Source organism: Achromobacter spanius, from assembly GCF_039673305.1.
Classification (GTDB): domain Bacteria; phylum Pseudomonadota; class Gammaproteobacteria; order Burkholderiales; family Burkholderiaceae_B; genus Achromobacter; species Achromobacter spanius_F.
In genome coordinates this window covers 167,190-183,381 of the sequence record NZ_JBDJLJ010000002.1, presented here as the reverse complement: position 1 = coordinate 183,381, position 16,192 = coordinate 167,190, and the positions used below count along the sequence as shown (strand labels likewise).

General features: G+C 67.4%; 14 protein-coding genes. 10 read left to right on the top strand and 4 right to left on the bottom strand.

Annotated elements, in window-relative coordinates:
* Positions 1-203 precede the first annotated feature (203 nt).
* The 9 genes from kdpF to ABE485_RS03025 all read left to right on the top strand — a co-directional run bounded on the left by kdpF (position 204) and on the right by ABE485_RS03025 (position 10,719).
* Complete coding sequence (kdpF, locus tag ABE485_RS03065; RefSeq protein WP_013391886.1) at positions 204-293, top strand: K(+)-transporting ATPase subunit F; 90 nt, start codon at positions 204-206, stop codon at positions 291-293.
* Positions 293-2,089 carry a potassium-transporting ATPase subunit KdpA gene (gene kdpA / locus ABE485_RS03060; protein ID WP_346513348.1) on the top strand — a complete coding sequence of 599 codons (1,797 nt, stop codon included), beginning with the start codon at positions 293-295 and terminating at the stop codon, positions 2,087-2,089. The genes kdpF and kdpA overlap by 1 nt, the downstream gene beginning before the upstream one ends.
* A 20-nt stretch (positions 2,090-2,109) precedes the next feature.
* Positions 2,110-4,269 carry a potassium-transporting ATPase subunit KdpB gene (gene kdpB / locus ABE485_RS03055; protein ID WP_346513346.1) on the top strand — a complete coding sequence of 720 codons (2,160 nt, stop codon included), beginning with the start codon at positions 2,110-2,112 and terminating at the stop codon, positions 4,267-4,269.
* A 29-nt stretch (positions 4,270-4,298) separates the two neighbouring features.
* Positions 4,299-4,907, top strand: a complete 609-nt coding sequence (gene kdpC, locus ABE485_RS03050) for a potassium-transporting ATPase subunit KdpC (protein WP_346513344.1) — start codon at positions 4,299-4,301, stop codon at positions 4,905-4,907.
* Positions 4,908-4,958: 51 nt separating this feature from the next.
* Positions 4,959-7,745: a sensor histidine kinase KdpD gene (locus tag ABE485_RS03045; RefSeq protein WP_346513342.1), complete on the top strand. Its 2,787-nt coding sequence runs from the start codon at positions 4,959-4,961 to the stop codon at positions 7,743-7,745.
* 14 nt (positions 7,746-7,759) lie between these two features.
* On the top strand, positions 7,760-8,452 hold the full coding sequence (gene kdpE / locus ABE485_RS03040; protein WP_346513654.1) for a two-component system response regulator KdpE: 693 nt from the start codon (positions 7,760-7,762) through the stop codon (positions 8,450-8,452).
* A gap of 129 nt (positions 8,453-8,581) precedes the next feature.
* Positions 8,582-9,346, top strand: coding sequence for a TorF family putative porin (locus tag ABE485_RS03035; protein WP_346513341.1), 765 nt, complete (start codon positions 8,582-8,584; stop codon positions 9,344-9,346).
* Positions 9,347-9,489: 143 nt separating this feature from the next.
* Positions 9,490-9,816 (top strand): hypothetical protein, encoded by a 327-nt coding sequence (locus ABE485_RS03030; RefSeq protein WP_346513339.1) that lies wholly within the window; start codon positions 9,490-9,492, stop codon positions 9,814-9,816.
* A 3-nt stretch (positions 9,817-9,819) separates the two neighbouring features.
* Positions 9,820-10,719: a 4-hydroxy-tetrahydrodipicolinate synthase family protein gene (locus ABE485_RS03025; RefSeq protein WP_346513338.1), complete on the top strand. Its 900-nt coding sequence runs from the start codon at positions 9,820-9,822 to the stop codon at positions 10,717-10,719.
* On the opposite strand, the gene ABE485_RS03020 is transcribed toward ABE485_RS03025, so the two are convergent.
* The 3 genes from ABE485_RS03020 to icd form a co-directional block, all read right to left on the bottom strand.
* Complete coding sequence (locus tag ABE485_RS03020; RefSeq protein WP_346513336.1) at positions 10,697-12,238, bottom strand: methyl-accepting chemotaxis protein; 1,542 nt, start codon at positions 12,236-12,238, stop codon at positions 10,697-10,699. The two genes, ABE485_RS03025 and ABE485_RS03020, sit on opposite strands and share 23 nt — an antisense overlap.
* Positions 12,239-12,451: 213 nt before the next feature.
* The gene (locus tag ABE485_RS03015; RefSeq protein ID WP_430795383.1) at positions 12,452-13,711 is read right to left on the bottom strand and encodes an O-antigen ligase family protein; all 1,260 of its coding nucleotides are present in this window, start codon (positions 13,709-13,711) and stop codon (positions 12,452-12,454) included.
* Between the two features lie 156 nt (positions 13,712-13,867).
* Positions 13,868-15,124 (bottom strand): NADP-dependent isocitrate dehydrogenase, encoded by a 1,257-nt coding sequence (gene icd / locus ABE485_RS03010; protein WP_008158821.1) that lies wholly within the window; start codon positions 15,122-15,124, stop codon positions 13,868-13,870.
* Between the two features lie 216 nt (positions 15,125-15,340).
* Here icd and ABE485_RS03005 point away from each other — a divergent pair, with 216 nt between their 5' ends.
* Positions 15,341-15,766, top strand: a complete 426-nt coding sequence (locus tag ABE485_RS03005) for a DUF1841 family protein (protein WP_346513335.1) — start codon at positions 15,341-15,343, stop codon at positions 15,764-15,766.
* 62 nt (positions 15,767-15,828) lie between these two features.
* On the opposite strand, the gene ABE485_RS03000 is transcribed toward ABE485_RS03005, so the two are convergent.
* Positions 15,829-16,191, bottom strand: a complete 363-nt coding sequence (locus ABE485_RS03000) for a c-type cytochrome (protein ID WP_043517395.1) — start codon at positions 16,189-16,191, stop codon at positions 15,829-15,831.
* Between the last annotated feature and the right edge of the window lies 1 nt (position 16,192).

Here is a 16,192-nt window from a genome sequence, read left to right as displayed (position 1 = left end):
CGTAACCTGCCGATGTCCTGATTGGTCGCTTCGCCCGCGCGCATCGCATCCGTATTCGCCGCGCGGGCAAGCCGTTCGAAGGGAGCCGTGCTCCCGGGGAGGAAAAACGTGGATGCCATCTATATCGCGATCTTCGCCGTCATGGCGGGGCTGACTTACGCCCTGCTGCGATTCTGCGAAGCCTTGTCGTCGGGAGAGCCGTCATGAACTGGCTCTACTGGCTCAGCGGCCTGACGGCCGCCCTGCTGTTCGTGTACCTGCTGGTCGCGCTGTTCAAACCGGAGAAATTCTGATGACCGCCGAATTCGTCGGACTGCTGGTCCTGTACCTGGCAGTCCTGCTCGCGATCGCGCCCCTGCTCGGGCGCTACATCCGCAACGCCATGGAAAACGGCAGCTCCAGGCTGACCGCCTGGGGCCGTCCGCTGGAGCGCGGCATCTACCGGCTGGCGGGGATAGATCCGCAAGCCGAGATGGGCTGGAAGCGCTATGCCCTGGCCGTGCTGGCCTTCAATATCATCGGCATCGCCGCCGTCTACGCGCTGCAGCGCGTCCAGGGCATGCTGCCGCTCAATCCCGCCGGCATGGGCGCCGTGTCGCCGGATTCCGCGCTGAACACCGCCATCAGCTTTGTCGCCAATACCAACTGGCAAGGCTATGGCGGCGAGTCCACGATGAGCTACCTGACGCAGATGCTGGCGCTGACGGTGCAGAACTTCGTCTCGGCCGCCACCGGCATCGCCGTGCTGTTCGCGCTGATCCGCGGGCTGGCCAGGCATTGCTCGGCCACGGTGGGCAACTTCTGGACCGACATGGTCCGCTGCACGCTCTACGTGCTGCTGCCGTTGTCCCTGGTGCTGGCGCTGGCGCTCGTCAGCCAGGGCGTGATCCAGAACTTCAGCCCCTACCAGGAGGTCCAGACGGTCGAGGCCGTGCATTACGACCAGCCGCGCCTGGACGCCCAGGGCCAGCCGGTCCTTGACGCCGCCGGCCAGGCCGTGACGGACCCCGCCGTCGCGCACACGCAGACCCTGGCCATGGGACCGGTGGCGTCGCAGGAAGCGATCAAGCTGCTGGGCACCAACGGCGGCGGCTTCTTCAATGCCAACTCCGCGCATCCGTACGAGAACTCCACGCCGCTGTCCAACTTCCTGCAGATGCTGGCCATCCTGGCCATCCCCGCCGCGCTGTGCTTTTCGTTCGGCGAGATGGTCGGCAGCCGGCGCCAGGGCATCGCAATCCTGGCGGCGATGACGGTGCTGTTTGCCGTATTCGCTCTGTCCACCGCCTGGTTCGAGCAGCAGCCCAACCCCATGGCCGCGCAGGCCGGCGCCGACAGCGCCTTCAGCGCCGCGTCGCCGGGCGGCAACATGGAGGGCAAGGAAACCCGCTTCGGCATCGCCGCCACCTCGCTGTTCGCCACGATCACCACGGCGGCGTCGTGCGGGGCGGTCAATGGCATGCACGATTCCCTGACCGCGATGGGCGGCCTGTCGCCGATGCTGCTGATGCAGCTGGGCGAAGTCGTGTATGGCGGCGTGGGCTCGGGCCTGTACGGCATGCTGGCCTTCGCGGTCCTGGGCGTCTTCATCGCCGGGCTGATGATCGGCCGCACGCCGGAATACCTGGGCAAGAAGATCGAGGCCCATGACATGAAGATGGTGTCCATCATCATCCTTGCCACGCCCCTGCTGGTGCTGGGCGGCACCGCGCTCGCGGTGTCCGTGTCCGCCGGCCAGGCCGGCGTGCTGAACCCCGGCATCCACGGCTTCTCCGAGATCCTCTACGCGCTGTCCTCGGCCGCCAACAACAACGGCAGTGCCTTCGCCGGCCTGTCGGCCAACACGCCCTTCTACAACGTCCTGCTGGGCATCGCGATGTGGTTCGGCCGGTTCGCCGTGATCGTCGCCGTGCTGGCGATGGCCGGTTCGCTGGCCGCCAAGCGCCGGCTTCCCGCCGGACCCGGCAGCATGCCCACGACGGGTCCCCTCTTTGTCGTGCTGCTGATCGGCGCCGTGCTGCTCGTAGGCGCCCTGACATATGTGCCCGCACTGGCCCTGGGCCCGGTCGCGGAACACCTGCAACCCTGATGCAAAGGCTAGGAATGAAAATGGCCAAGATTGAAATGCCAACACCCGGCGCCGGCGGCGGCGCGGCCCGCGCCCCCTCGGCCGGCACCCACGAACGCCCCTTCGGCATGTGGTCGAGCGCGCTGGTCGGACCCGCCCTGCTGGACAGCCTGCGCAAGCTGTCGCCTGCGGCGCAGATCAAGAACCCCGTGATGTTCGTGGTCTACGTGGGCAGCCTCCTCACCACCGCGTTGTGGATCATGGCGCTGGGCGGCCAGGCTGAAGCCCCCGCGGGCTTCATCCTGGCCATCGCCGCGTGGCTGTGGTTCACCGTGCTGTTCGCCAACTTTGCCGAGGCGCTCGCCGAGGGCCGGGGCAAGCAGCAGGCGGCGACGCTGCGCGGTTTGCGCACCACCATCGACGCCCGGCTGCTCAAGGGCTTTCGCGACGAGGACGCCACTGACGCGCAACCCGCGCAATGGCGCGCAAAAGCCGTCAAACAGCCATCCGGCCTGCTGCGCCGCGGCGACGTGGTGCTGGTCGAAGCGGGCGACACCATCCCTGGCGACGGGCAGGTCCTTGCCGGCGTGGCCTCGGTGGACGAAAGCGCCATCACGGGCGAGTCCGCTCCCGTCATCCGTGAATCCGGCGGCGACTTCTCGTCGGTCACGGGCGGCACGCGCGTGCTGTCGGACTGGATCTTCGTGCGCATCGCGGCCGATCCCGGCGAGAGCTTCCTGGACCGCATGATTTCCATGGTCGAAGGCGCCAAGCGCCAGAAGACGCCCAACGAGCTGGCGCTGACCATCCTGCTGGTGGGACTGACCGTGGTCTTCCTGCTGGTCGTCGTCACGCTGATGCCGCTCTCGATCTACGCGGTGTCGGCCGCTGGCGGCGGCGCCGCCGTCACCGTGACGGTGCTGGTTGCGCTGCTGGTCTGCCTGATTCCCACCACGATCGGCGGCCTGCTGTCGGCCATCGGCGTGGCGGGCATGAGCCGCATGATGAGCGCCAATGTGATCGCGACCTCGGGCCGCGCGGTGGAAGCGGCCGGCGACGTCGACGTGCTGCTGCTGGACAAGACCGGCACGATCACCTTCGGCAACCGCCAGGCGTCCACCTTCCTGCCCGCGCCCGGCGTGTCGGCGCGTGAGCTGGCCGATGCCGCGCGCCTGGCGTCGCTGGCCGACGAGACGCCGGAAGGCCGCAGCATCGTGGCGCTGGCCGACAAGGCGCTGCACGCGCCGGCGGCGCGCCTGGCCGCGGTCGAGTTCGTGCCATTCACGGCCCAGACGCGCATGAGCGGCGTCAACCTGGGCGACCGCATGATCCGCAAGGGCGCGGTCGACGCCATCCAGTCCTGGCTGGCCGCGCAGGACGCCGCCGTGCCCGAAGCGGCGCTGCGCCTGGCCGAAGACGTGGCACGGCGCGGCAGCACGCCGCTGATGGTCAGCGACGGCAACCGCGCGCTGGGCGTGGTCGAGCTCAAGGACATCGTCAAGCCGGACATCCAGTCGCGCTTCGCGGAACTGCGCCGCATGGGCATCAAGACCGTGATGATCACGGGCGACAACAAGCTCACCGCGGCCTCCATCGCCGCGGAGGCCGGCGTCGACGATTTCCTGGCCGAAGCCACCCCGGAAGCCAAGCTCAAGCTCATCCGCGACTACCAGGCGCAAGGGCGGCTGGTGGCGATGACGGGCGACGGCACCAACGACGCGCCGGCGCTGGCGCAGGCTGACGTGGCCGTGGCGATGAACTCGGGCACCCAGGCGGCCAAGGAAGCCGGCAACATGGTGGACCTGGATTCCAACCCGACCAAGCTCATCGAAATCGTCGAAATCGGCAAGCAGATGCTGATGACCCGCGGCGCGCTGACGACCTTCAGCGTGGCCAACGACGTGGCCAAGTATTTCGCCATCATTCCCGCCGCCTTCGCCACGGTCTATCCACAGCTCGACGTGCTGAACATCATGGGCCTGACCACACCGGCCTCGGCCATCCTGTCGGCCGTGATCTTCAATGCGCTGATCATCGTCGTGCTGATCCCGCTGGCCCTGCGCGGCGTGCGCTACCGCCCCCTGGGCGCCTCGGTGCTGCTGCGCCGCAATCTGCTGATCTACGGCCTGGGCGGCCTGCTTGTGCCCTTCGCCGGCATCAAGCTCGTCGACATGGTGCTGGCCGCGCTCGGCTGGGTCTGAACCGATACGCCCCCTGAAAGGAAACCCTCATGAAACCCGCTACCCTCGCGCCGCGCCAAGGCGGCATCCTGCGCCCCGCCCTGACCGTCTTCGTCGCGCTGTCCCTGGTGACCGGCCTGGCCTACCCGTTCCTGACCAGCGGCATTGCCGCCGCCGTGTTCCCGCATGAAGCCGCGGGGTCGCTCATCAGTCAGGACGACAAGATCGTCGGCTCGGAATGGATCGGCCAGTCCTTCTCGTCGCCGCAGTATTTCTGGGGCCGCCCGTCGGCCACCGCCCCCATGCCCTACAACGCCGCGGCCTCCGGCGGCTCGAACCTCGGTCCGCGCAACCCGGCGCTGGCCGAGGCGATCCAGGCGCGCATCGCCGCGCTGAAGGCGGCCGACCCCGACAATCCGGTTCCCGTCCCGGCGGACCTCGTCACGGCGTCCGGCAGCGGGCTGGATCCCCACATCAGCCCGGCCGCCGCGGCCTACCAGGCGCGGCGCGTGGCGCGCGCGCGCAACCTGCCGCGCGACCAGGTGGACGCGCTGATCCAGGCAAACACCGACCGCCCCTGGCTGGGCGTGCTGGGAGAGCCCGCGGTCAACGTGCTCAAGCTGAACCTGGCGCTGGACAAGCTGGGCAAGGCGCGTTGATGGCGCGGCGTATAGTATCGCCAGCGGTTCCCACCCTCTTTTTGTGCGTTCATGGCTGACATTGCTGGCGAGCGTCCCGATCCCGACGCGCTATTGAAGACCCTGGACGATGCCGAACGCCGGGCGGTGCGCGGCAAGCTGCGTGTGTACTTCGGTTCGTCGGCCGGCGTGGGCAAGACCTACGCCATGCTGGCGGCCGCGCGCGCGCAGGCCGCGCAGGGCACGGACGTGCTGGCCGGCATCGTCGAAACGCACGGGCGCCGCGAGACCGCGACGCTGCTCGAGGGGCTGCCCGTCCTGCCGCTCAAGGACGTCTCGTACCGCGGCCATGTGCTCAAGGAATTCGACCTGGACGGCGCCTTGCAGCGGCGTCCGGGGCTGGTGCTGGTGGACGAACTGGCCCACTCCAACGCGCCGGGATCGCGCCATGCCAAGCGCTGGCAGGACATCCAGGAACTGCTGGCGGCGGGCATCGACGTCTGGACCACGCTGAACGTGCAGCACCTGGACAGCCTGAACGAAGCCGTCGGCAGCATCACCGGCGTGCGCGTCTGGGAAACCGTGCCCGACGACGTCTTCGACGCGGCCGACGAGGTCATGCTGGTCGACCTGTCCGCCGACGAACTGCTGCGCCGCCTGAAGGAAGGCAAGGTCTACCTGCCCGAACAGGCGCGCCACGCGACGCGCAATTTCTTCCGCAAGGGCAACCTGATCGCGCTGCGCGAACTGGCGCTGCGGCGCACCGCCGACCACGTCGACGACGACGTCCAGGCCTATCGCCGCGACCGCGCCATCGAACCCGTCTGGCGCACGCGCGAAGCCCTCGTCGCCTGCATTGGCCCCGACGCCGACGCCGAGTACGTCATCCGCAGCGCCCACCGCATCAGCCAGCAGCTGGACTGCGACCTGCACGTCGTCACCATCGACGCGCCGCGCGCGGCCCCGCCGCCGGCCGCCGAACAGGAACGGCTGCAGCACAGCCTGGCGCTGGCCGATGCGCTGGGCGCCCGCACGGAAACCCTGGCGGGGGGCGACATGGTCGACGCCGTGGTGCGCTACGTGCGCCGCCACAACATCACCAAGGCCATCGTCGGCCGCACCCGCGCAGGCGGCCTGCAGCGCCTGCGCCTGTCGCTGTCGGCGCTGCTGACCGCCAGCATGTCGCCCGGCTGGCTCTGGCGCCGCCGCAGCTTTGCCGACATGCTGGCGGCGGGCTGCCCCGAAATCGACATCATCCGGCTGGGCGCGCCGCCGTTGCCCGCGCGCGCGGCGGCCGGACGCGATCCGCTCACGCTGGGACAACGCGCCCGCCAGGCCGCCGAAGAACGCAATGGGCGCTCGTGGGTCGGCTATGCCTGGGCGCTGTGCTACTGCGCGGCGGCCACCGGGTTGTCCGCGCTTGCCTTCCCGGCCCTGCACCAGACCAACATCGTCATGCTTTTCCTGCTGGCGGTGGTGGCCGTGGCGCTGCGCCATGGCCGCGGCCCCGCCGCGCTGGCCTCCGTCGTCAGCGTGGGGCTGTTCGACTTCTTCTTCGTCCAGCCCCTGTCCTCGTTCGCGGTGTCGGACGTGCAGTACCTGCTGACCTTCAGCGTGCTGCTGGGCGTCGGCCTGCTGATCGGCCAATTGACCGCCGGCCTGCGCCTGCAGGCGCAGGCCTCCGTCAAGCGCGAGGCCGACGCGCGCAGCCTCTACGAGTTCGCGCGGGAATTGTCGTCCGCGCTGCTGCCGGAGCAGATCGTGACCCTGGCCGGCTCGTTCGTGCATGCAACCTTCGGCTCGCGCTGCGCCCTTTATATCCTGGGCCTGGACGACCGCCTGAAGCTGGCCTCGCCCGCCGACGGCGACATGCCGCCGCTGGAATCCGCGCTGGCGCAGTGGGTCTATGACCACGGCCAGCCGGCCGGCGCGGGCACCGCCACCCTGTCCAACAGCGACCTGCTGTACCTGCCGCTGAAGGCGCCCATGCGCACGCGCGGCGTGCTGGCGATCGCGGCGCCGCGCCGCAGCCTGTTTTCGCATCCGGACTCGCGCCGCCAGATCGAGGCCTACGCCACCCTGATCGCCATTGCGCTCGAACGCTTGCACTACGTGGAAGTGGCGCAGCAGGCGCTGGTCAGCATGGAATCTGAGAAGCTGCGCAACTCCCTGCTTGCCGCGGTCTCGCATGACCTGCGCACGCCGCTCACCAGCCTGGTGGGCATGACCGACACCCTGATGCGCGATCAGTCCAGGCTGCCGCCCGGCGTGCAGGACACGGTGCGCGCGATGCGCGACCAGGCCCAGCGCATGCACGCGCTGGTCGCCAACCTGCTGGACATGGCGCGGCTGCAGAGCCGCGACGCGCCGTTGCGCCTGGAATGGCAGTCCATCGAGGAACTCGTCGGCGCCGCGCTGGCCGCCATGCGCGAAGCCCTGGCGGAACACCGGGTCGAAGTCGCCAGCCTGTCGGACCTGCCGCTGGTGGAATGCGATGGCGTGCTGATCGAGCGCGTGCTGTGCAACCTGCTTGAAAACGCCGCCAAGTACACCCCGGCCGGCAGCACCCTGCGCGTGCATGCCGCCACGCATGAAGGCGAGATGCGCGTGGCCGTCAGCGACAATGGCCCCGGCGTGCCGCCCGGCGCCGAGCGCCGCATCTTCGAGAAATTCACCCGCGGCGAACGCGAATCCGCGACGCCAGGCGTGGGCCTGGGCCTGGCGGTGTGCGAGGCGATCATCGCCGCCCACCATGGCCGCATCTGGGTCGAGCATGCGCCCGGGCAAGCCAGCGGCGCGCAGTTCGTCTTCAGCCTGCCGTTGGGTGCCCCGCCCGTCATCCAGCCCGAAACCCCTTGATTGCCCCTTCCCTCATGTTCGACTTCCAGCCTGCCATCCTGATCATCGAAGACGACGCCAACATCCGGCGGTTCGTCCGCCAGGCCCTGGAAAGCGAGGGCTGCACGGTGCACGAGGCCGACACGGTCAAGCGCGGCCTGATCGAGGCCGGCACCCGGCAGCCCGACGCGATCGTCCTGGACCTTGGCCTGCCCGACGACGACGGCATGACGCTGATCCGCGAACTGCGCGGATGGACCGAAGTGCCGGTGCTGGTGCTGTCGGCGCGCAGCGCCGAAGCCGACAAGGTGGCCGCGCTGGACGCCGGGGCCGACGACTACCTGGCCAAGCCCTTCGGCGTGAGCGAGCTGCTGGCCCGCCTGCGCGTGCTGCTGCGGCGCCATGGCCGTGGCGGCGCGGGCAACGTGTCTGAAATTGCGTTCGGCGACGTGCGCGTGGATTTCTCCAAGCGCGTCGTCGAACGCGCCGGCCGGCATGTGCACCTGACCGCCATGGAATACCGGCTGCTCGCCGCATTGCTGGCCCATCGCGGCAAGGTCATGACGCACCGCGAACTCCTGCGCCAGGTGTGGGGTCCGTCGCACGTCGAAAGCAACCATTACCTGCGCATCTACATGGGCCATCTGCGCCAGAAGCTTGAAGCGGACCCGGCCCAGCCCGTGTACCTGCTGACCGAAATCGGCGTGGGCTATCGCTTCGCGGGCTGAGCGCGCCCAGCCCCGGCGGCGCCGCGCGCCCGCATTGATGCCGCCTTTACGCGGACCGCGCGAGTCTTGTCTCGCGCTTTATGCCGATCCTCCTATTGTTGCGGACCCGTCCAACAACAGGAGCACTCCATGCCCCGCAACACCCTGGCCGCCCTCGCGCTGCTGTCCCTTGCCGCCACCGCCCAGGCGGCCGACGCCCCTGCCGCGGCCACGCCCGCCGCGTCAGACTTTTCCCTGACCGCCAACGTCACCCTGGCCAGCCAGTACCGCTACCGCGGCCTGATGCAGACCAACAACAAGCCCGCGATCCAGGGCGGCTTCGACATCGTCCATGCCAGCGGCTTCTACCTGGGCAACTGGAATTCCAGCATCAGCTGGCTGAACGACACCAACGGCGAGGTTTCCGCCCCCGTGGAGATGGATTTCTACGGCGGCTACAAGGGCGACATCGCCGACGGCGTTCCGGTGGACCTGGGCGTACTGCAGTACTACTACCCGGGGGACTATCCCTCGGGCTACACCAGCCCCGACACGACCGAGCTCTACGCCGGCATCGGCTACGGCCCCGTCATGTTCAAGTATTCGATCGCCATGACCAACCTGTTCGGTTTCGCCGACAGCAAGTACAGCCAGTATTTCGACCTGTCCGGCAACTTCGACACCGGCGTATGGGGACTGACCGTCAACGCCCATGTCGGCCACCAGTCCGTTCGCAACGTCGACAATGGCTCCTATACCGACTGGAAGCTGGGCCTGACCAAGGACTTCGGCCAAGGCCTGTCGGTATCGCTGGCCTATCTGGACACCAATGCCGACCGCGCCGTCTACACGAATACGCGCGGCCGCGACATGGGCCGCGCCACCGGCCTGCTGTCCCTGACCAAGACGTTCTGAGCCAAGGCGGGCGTTGACGCCATTTTTACGCGCCCCGCCCGCATTTATCGGCAGGATTTACGGCGCGATTCCTATAGTGGAATCGTCATCAACCAACCGGACAACGGATCGCCGCAAGCGGCGCCTCCGTCCCGCCCCCCGCCATGAATCCCCGACTGGACCGCCGCCTGGACCGTACGCCCGACCATTCCCCTGTTCCGCTCGCCCCCCGGGTCCGATCCGGCCTGGTCGCGCTGACGGTCAGGATAGACACGCTGGATGCCCTGAACGTGCGGCTCGCGCTGCACCGCGAACTGGGCTCGCGCATCGGCATCTACCTGCTGTCGGTGGATCATGCGCACGCGCAGAGCACGCTGCAGCTGCAGTGCGAACCCGGCGAGGTGGACGCCCTGATGCATGCCGTCATGCGCGGCCTGCCGCGGGCGGAATTCGGTCCGGTGCGCCCGGCCCCGCCCATCACGGTGCAGTAAGCCATGGACATGTCCGCCAAGACCGTTTTCGAGGGCATATGGCTGCCCATGGTGACGCCGATGCGCGGCGGCTACGTGGACCTTGACGCCGCGCAGGCGCTGGCCCGCTACTACCGCAATGCCGGCATCGCCGGGCTGGTCCTGTTCGGCTCCACCGGCGAAGGGAACCTGCTCGGCATGCCCGAGAAGATCGACATGATCGAAGCCATTTCCAGCGACGCGCACGCCCTGCCGCTGGTGTTCGGCGCGGGCGGCGTCGATACCCGGGGCGTGGCCGCGGCGGTGCGGCGCCTGGACAAGTACGCGCCCGCCGGCTACCTGGTGCCGCCGCCCTATTACCTGGGTCCGTCGCAAGCCGGCATCCTGTGGCATTACCGGCAGATCGCCTGGGCTACCCAGCGTCCCATCATCCTCTACAACATTCCCAAGCGCGCGGGGGTGACGATGACGGTCGAGACCATGGAGGCGCTGGCCGCGCTGCCCAACTTCGGCGCGGTGAAGGAATGCAATCCTTCGGTGCTCGCCACGCTCAACGCCCGCCGCAAGCTGGATGCGCTGTGCGGCGAGGACCTGGCGCTGCTGGACCATTTCCTGGCGGGCGGCCGCGGCGCCATTCCGGCCGCGGCCCACGTCTTTCCCGAACGCTATGTCGAGGTCATGCAACTGGCGCGCGACGGCCACTTCGAGGCCGCCCGCGAGACGTTCGAACCGCTGCGCGGACTTGCCCGCCTGCTGTTCAGCGAACCCAATCCCGCGCCGATCAAGCGCGCCCTGGCCATGCAGGGATTGATTGCCGACGAATTGCGCATGCCGATGATGCCCGCCAGCCGCGAACTCGGATCGCGCCTGCAGCGGGCCATGAGCCTCGTCCAGGGTTCGGCTAGCCGGCTGCAGACAGCCTGAAGACGGACACCGCGCGCGCCAGGTCGCCGGCCTGTTCATGCAGGCTGGCCGCCGAGGCGGCGAACTCTTCGACCAGCGCCGCGTTCTGCTGCGTCACGCTGTCCAGGTGCGTCACGGCCTGGTTGATCTGTTCGATGCCGGCGCTCTGCTCGTTGGACGCCGTGGCGATCTCGCCCATCAGCGGCGCGCTGGCGGCGGCGGACTCCAGCACGCTGCCCATGGTGGCGCTGGCCTGCTCCACGCGCTGGCTGCCGCGCGCCACCGATTCGGACGACGCCTCGATCAGCGTCTTGATCTCTTTGGCGGCGGTGGCCGAACGCTGAGCCAGCGCCCGCACTTCCCCCGCGACGACGGCGAATCCCCGTCCCTGCTCGCCGGCCCGCGCCGCTTCCACGGCCGCGTTGAGCGCCAGGATATTGGTCTGGAACGCGATCTCGTCGATCAGCCGGATGATTTCGTCGATGCGCTGCGAGCTGTGCGAGATCTCGCGCATGGCATCGATGGCGTGCTGCGTTTCGTCGCTGCCCTGACGCGCCAGCTTGGCCGCCTCGCCCGCCAGCGTGCTGACCTCGTGCACGTGCTCGGCGCTTTGCCTGGCGGTCGCCGTGATTTCCTCCACGCTTGCCGCCGTCTGCTCCAGCGCGGCAGCCTGCTTTTCGGTGCGGTCCGACAGATCCATGCTGCCCGCCGCGATCTGGCGCGAAGCGGCCGCGATCGAACCGGTCGAATGCACGATGGCGCGCAGCGCCACGTGCAGCCGTTCCTGCATCCGCGCCATCGCGTCGAACAGGCGGCCGATCTCGCCCCGGTGATGGCGCGAAATGTCGCTTGAAAGATCGCCATTGGCCACGCGCTCGCAGACGGCCACCGCCTCGTCCAGCGGACGCAGGATGTGCGTGCGGAAAAAGCGCAGCGCGGCCGCAAGCACCAGGACCAGCAGCCCGACCGTCACGCCGCCCTGCCGCCACAGCGTGCCATAGAAGGCCGCGTCCACATCGTCCACGTACAGGCCGGTGAACATCAGCCAGCCCCATTCCGGCTCGTAGGCCGCGTAGCTGATCTTGGGCAGCGCATCGTCGGCGCCCGGTCGCGGAAACAGGTACTGGACATAACCCCCGCCCGCCTTGCCCTGGGCGTAGAGGTTTTCAAAGATGGGCTGCCCTTCGCTGTCCTTGACCGCCCGCACGTTCGATCCCACCAGCCTGGCGTCGGGATGCACGAGCAGGGAATAGTCATCGCCGAACGCGCCGACGTAGCCATCCTCCCCATAGCGCAATTGCGCCAGCCGGCGCGCGACATCGCGCTTGGCGTCCGCCAGCGGCACGCCCTCCTGCACGCTCTGCTTGCCGTTGCGCACAACGCCCGCGGCCAGGTCCAGGACGTGGCGCAGCTCGATCTTGCGTTCGGCCACCATCTCCGCGCGCCGCTCCCACGCATCCCAGGCGCCCAAAGCCAGCACGGCCGCGCCAATGGCAAACACGAACCACAACAGTTCCCTACGCAAGCTGGAATTACTCATCGACTCTCTTCTGCATGCCATCCGCAACTGAAACCAAAAACTGCGGAGTGTGACGATTTACATACTTCGGCCGATGAGCATACGGATTTCAAACATCGTTTTCATCAAGGTTGCGTAGTCAATTTGATCTAGCTCAAGCCCAATAAAAAAACGCAAGGCGCGGCGCGCCTTGCGTTTGTCGGTTCCGGACCGCGGGCCGATGCCCGCCCCGCGCTATTCGGCCAGCCGGGATGCCCGCTGCGGGCGCACGGTGGTCAGCGCGATCAGCGTCACCACGATCAGCGAATAGGTGGGCACGCTGCGCATGTTGCGGAACATCATCTCGGTCAGGCTGAACGCGCAATAGCCCAGGCAGAACAGCAGACCCATCTGCGCGCCGACGCGTATGACCCGGTCGTCGCTGGCCAGGCGCCGGAAGAAAATCGCGGCAGGCAGCAGATAGAGCGTGAGAATGCCCAGAAGCCCCAGCAGCCCGTAACTGGACAAAGCCGCCAGCAGATCGTTGTGGGGTTCGCCGAAACCGTCCACGACTTCCTGCGTCACGATGCCCTTGCCCTGCAGTTCGCGCAGCTCTTCGCGGAACTTGCCGGGACCGATGCCCACGACCGGGCTCTTTTCGAACATCAGGATCGACGCATGCCACAGCTGCAGCCGGATGCCGAAGGAGGTGTCGCGGTTGGACGACGTGGTGAAACCCTGGACGTCGGTCGAGATTTCCTGCATGCGGCTGCTGAACGTCCAGATGGCGGCCGCACTGACGACCAGCACGGCACAGACGGCCAGCGCGCAGTACACCTTGTGGCGACGCCGCCAGTTGCGCAGGCCCAGCAGGAAAACCACCCCCAGAATGGGCAGCAGCATCCAGCTGCTGCGGGTCTCCGACATCCAGGTGGCGCAGATGGCCAGCGCGACGGCCAACAGCTTCACGCCGGTTTCCACACGGGGCCAGCGCGTGCTGGCGCCCCAGCCGAGCGATAGCAGCGTCATGCCGCCAAACAGCAGCACCATGTTCGCGAACGCCACGGCGTTGTAGCGCCCGCCGACGTCGATCATCCCCCCGCGTCCCACCGTGGCCATCGTGATGATCATCAGCACCGAGCCCGCCAGCGCGCCCGCCAGAATGCTCCATTGCACATGCTTGAGCCACCGCTGCGGTGCGCGCAGCAGCAGCCACAGTACTGGCAGCGCCAGTGCGAAGCGCAGCAGCTTTTCCAGTTCCGAACTGCTCCACAAGCCTTTCACGACGGACGAGACGAGCATACAGGCCAGTGGCAACAGCAAAGCCAGGGCCATGGGCCACAATGCGCGAAAATCCATCGGCTCGTAGCGCTTTACCGCGTTTGCAGCCAGCGCGGCCAGCGCGATCAGCGCAGTCAGATACAGGACAGCCGGACCGCCCACCGGGCTGGTCAACGCCAGCGCGGGCACCAGGAGCACCAGCCAGGTGGCCAAAGAAACATACAGTCGGGGCACAACACTCAACCTGAAAAGAACAAAGCACGCGCTAAGCGCATCATGCCGATTGGTTAGACAAAACCCGCCCGCCTTGACGGCGGGCGGGTTTACGGGAAATGCGGGATCAGGGCTGGCGCAAACCGGAGCACCTCCGGCGCGGGCCCTGGCCGCGGCTTACATGTTTTCGATCATCACCTGGCCGAATCCCGAGCACGAAACCTGCGTCGCGCCTTCGAGCAGGCGGGCGAAGTCGTACGTGACCTTCTTGGACAGGATGGATTTTTCCATGCTGGAGATGATCAGGTCGGCGGCTTCGGTCCAGCCCATGTGGCGCAGCATCATTTCGGCGGACAGGATTTCGGAACCGGGGTTCACGTAGTCCTTGCCGGCGTACTTGGGCGCCGTGCCGTGGGTGGCTTCGAACATGGCCACGGAATCCGACAGGTTCGCACCCGGGGCGATGCCGATGCCGCCCACTTGCGCGGCCAGCGCGTCCGAGATGTAGTCGCCGTTCAGGTTCAGGGTGGCGATGACGTCGTACTCGGCCGGACGCAGCAGGATCTGCTGCAGGAAGGCGTCGGCGATAACGTCCTTCACGATGACCTCGCGGCCGGTCTTCGGGTTCTTGAACTTGCACCACGGGCCGCCGTCGATCAGCTGGGCGCCGAATTCCTTCTGCAGGAGTTCATAGCCCCAGTCGCGGAAGCCGCCCTCCGTGAACTTCATGATGTTGCCCTTGTGCACCAGGGTCAGCGACGTGCGGTCGTTGTCGATGACGTACTGGGCAGCCTTGCGCACCAGGCGCTCGGTGCCTTCGCGCGAGACGGGCTTGATGCCGATGGACGAGGTGTTCGGGAAACGGATCTTCTTGACGCCGAGCTTGGTCTGCAGGAACTGGATCAGTTCCTTGGCCTGCTCGCTTTCCGCCATGTATTCGATGCCGGCGTAGATGTCTTCCGAGTTCTCGCGGAAGATCACCATGTTGGTCTTTTCGGGCTCGCGCACCGGAGACGGCACGCCCTTGAAGTACGCCACGGGGCGCAGGCAGACGTACAGGTCCAGCTGCTGGCGCAGCGCCACGTTCAGGGAACGGATGCCGCCGCCGACCGGCGTGGTCAGCGGGCCCTTGATGGACACCACGTAGTCTTTGACGACTTCCAGGGTTTCGTCGGGCAGCCACACGTCCGGACCGTAGACCTTGGTGGCCTTTTCGCCGGCATAGACCTCCATCCAGTGGATCTTGCGCTTGCCGCCATAGGCTTTCTGCACCGCCGCGTCGACAACCTTGATCATCACGGGCGTGATGTCGGCGCCCGTGCCGTCGCCTTCGATGAAGGGAACGATGGGCTGTTCAGGCACATTCAGCGAGAAATCGGCGTTGACCGTGATCTTCTGGCCGCCGGCGGGAACCTTGATATGTTGGTAGGACATGAATGCTCCATTTGCTCCGGGTGGTTTTTCTGCACGCGCTGTTGCACGCGCCCGGCATCGGACAGCGTCCGATTCCGCGGGCCGTGCCGCCCCCAGCGAACCGCACACCGGATGGCGGATAGCAACCAATTCTATATCGCAAAGCGCCGGGCGGAGCCGGCGGTCCGCACGGGGCGGTAAAATAATGAGACCACAGCCCGCTTTTCTCCCCTTCAGATGTTCAATCCTTCCCGCGACCAAGTCCGCGAATTCTTTATCGAAACCTGGCGCAAGCACCGCGCCAACGAGGTGCTGACCCCGCTGGAGGCCATTGCGCTGGACTGGATCATCGAGCACCCCGAATACCACGGCGACCTCGAAAGCCCCGACGCCATGACGACCGAATACGCGGTGGAAAAAGGCCGGACCAATCCTTTCCTGCATCTGTCGATGCACCTGGCCATCGCCGAACAGCTGTCGATCGACCATCCGCCCGGCATCCGCCAGGCTTACCAGCAGCTGACGGCCCGTTCTGACGCGCACCAGGCCGCCCATGAAATCATGGAATGCCTGGGCCAGGTGGTCTGGGAAGCGCAACGCCTGGGCACGCCGCTGGACAGCGATACCTACATCGACCTGATCCGCCGGCGCGCCAGCCTCTGACCGAAAGAAAAACCCTCGAATCCGAGGGTTTTCATCAATGCTCGCGGCTTGCGGCGGGCTGTTTAGCGGCGCACGCCCAGGTCGCTGGGCAGCGATGCCAGCCAGGCCGACACGTTGGAAATGTCCTGGTCGGACAGCTGCGTGGCGAAGGCGCCCATGATCGGGTTCTTGCGCACATTGGCCGTGGCCGCGCTGCCGGAGGCGCCGCGCTTGTACGCTTTCAGGGCGTGGGCCAGGTAATCGGCATGCTGTCCCGCCAGCGTGGGATAGGCCGGATCCACCGCCGTCTTGGCGTCTGCGCCATGGCAGGATGCGCAATTGAATTTGTCGAAGACGGCCTTGCCGGCCGCCAGGTCCTGGGCCTGGGCAGCGGCGCCCGAAATGGCCAGGGTCGCGCCCGCAAGGGCAAGCATGGTGCGGTTCATG

Bases quoted from the DNA above. Each gene is read 5' to 3' on its own strand.
- kdpF (WP_013391886.1), top strand. From the start codon at position 204: ATGAACTGGCTCTACTGGCTCAGCGGCCTGACGGCCGCCCTGCTGTTC.
- kdpA (WP_346513348.1), top strand. From the start codon at position 293: ATGACCGCCGAATTCGTCGGACTGCTGGTCCTGTACCTGGCAGTCCTG.
- kdpB (WP_346513346.1), top strand. From the start codon at position 2,110: ATGGCCAAGATTGAAATGCCAACACCCGGCGCCGGCGGCGGCGCGGCC.
- kdpC (WP_346513344.1), top strand. From the start codon at position 4,299: ATGAAACCCGCTACCCTCGCGCCGCGCCAAGGCGGCATCCTGCGCCCC.
- ABE485_RS03045 (WP_346513342.1), top strand. From the start codon at position 4,959: ATGGCTGACATTGCTGGCGAGCGTCCCGATCCCGACGCGCTATTGAAG.
- kdpE (WP_346513654.1), top strand. From the start codon at position 7,760: ATGTTCGACTTCCAGCCTGCCATCCTGATCATCGAAGACGACGCCAAC.
- ABE485_RS03035 (WP_346513341.1), top strand. From the start codon at position 8,582: ATGCCCCGCAACACCCTGGCCGCCCTCGCGCTGCTGTCCCTTGCCGCC.
- ABE485_RS03030 (WP_346513339.1), top strand. From the start codon at position 9,490: ATGAATCCCCGACTGGACCGCCGCCTGGACCGTACGCCCGACCATTCC.
- ABE485_RS03025 (WP_346513338.1), top strand. From the start codon at position 9,820: ATGGACATGTCCGCCAAGACCGTTTTCGAGGGCATATGGCTGCCCATG.
- ABE485_RS03020 (WP_346513336.1), bottom strand. From the start codon at position 12,238: ATGAGTAATTCCAGCTTGCGTAGGGAACTGTTGTGGTTCGTGTTTGCC.
- icd (WP_008158821.1), bottom strand. From the start codon at position 15,124: ATGTCCTACCAACATATCAAGGTTCCCGCCGGCGGCCAGAAGATCACG.
- ABE485_RS03005 (WP_346513335.1), top strand. From the start codon at position 15,341: ATGTTCAATCCTTCCCGCGACCAAGTCCGCGAATTCTTTATCGAAACC.
- ABE485_RS03000 (WP_043517395.1), bottom strand. From the start codon at position 16,191: ATGAACCGCACCATGCTTGCCCTTGCGGGCGCGACCCTGGCCATTTCG.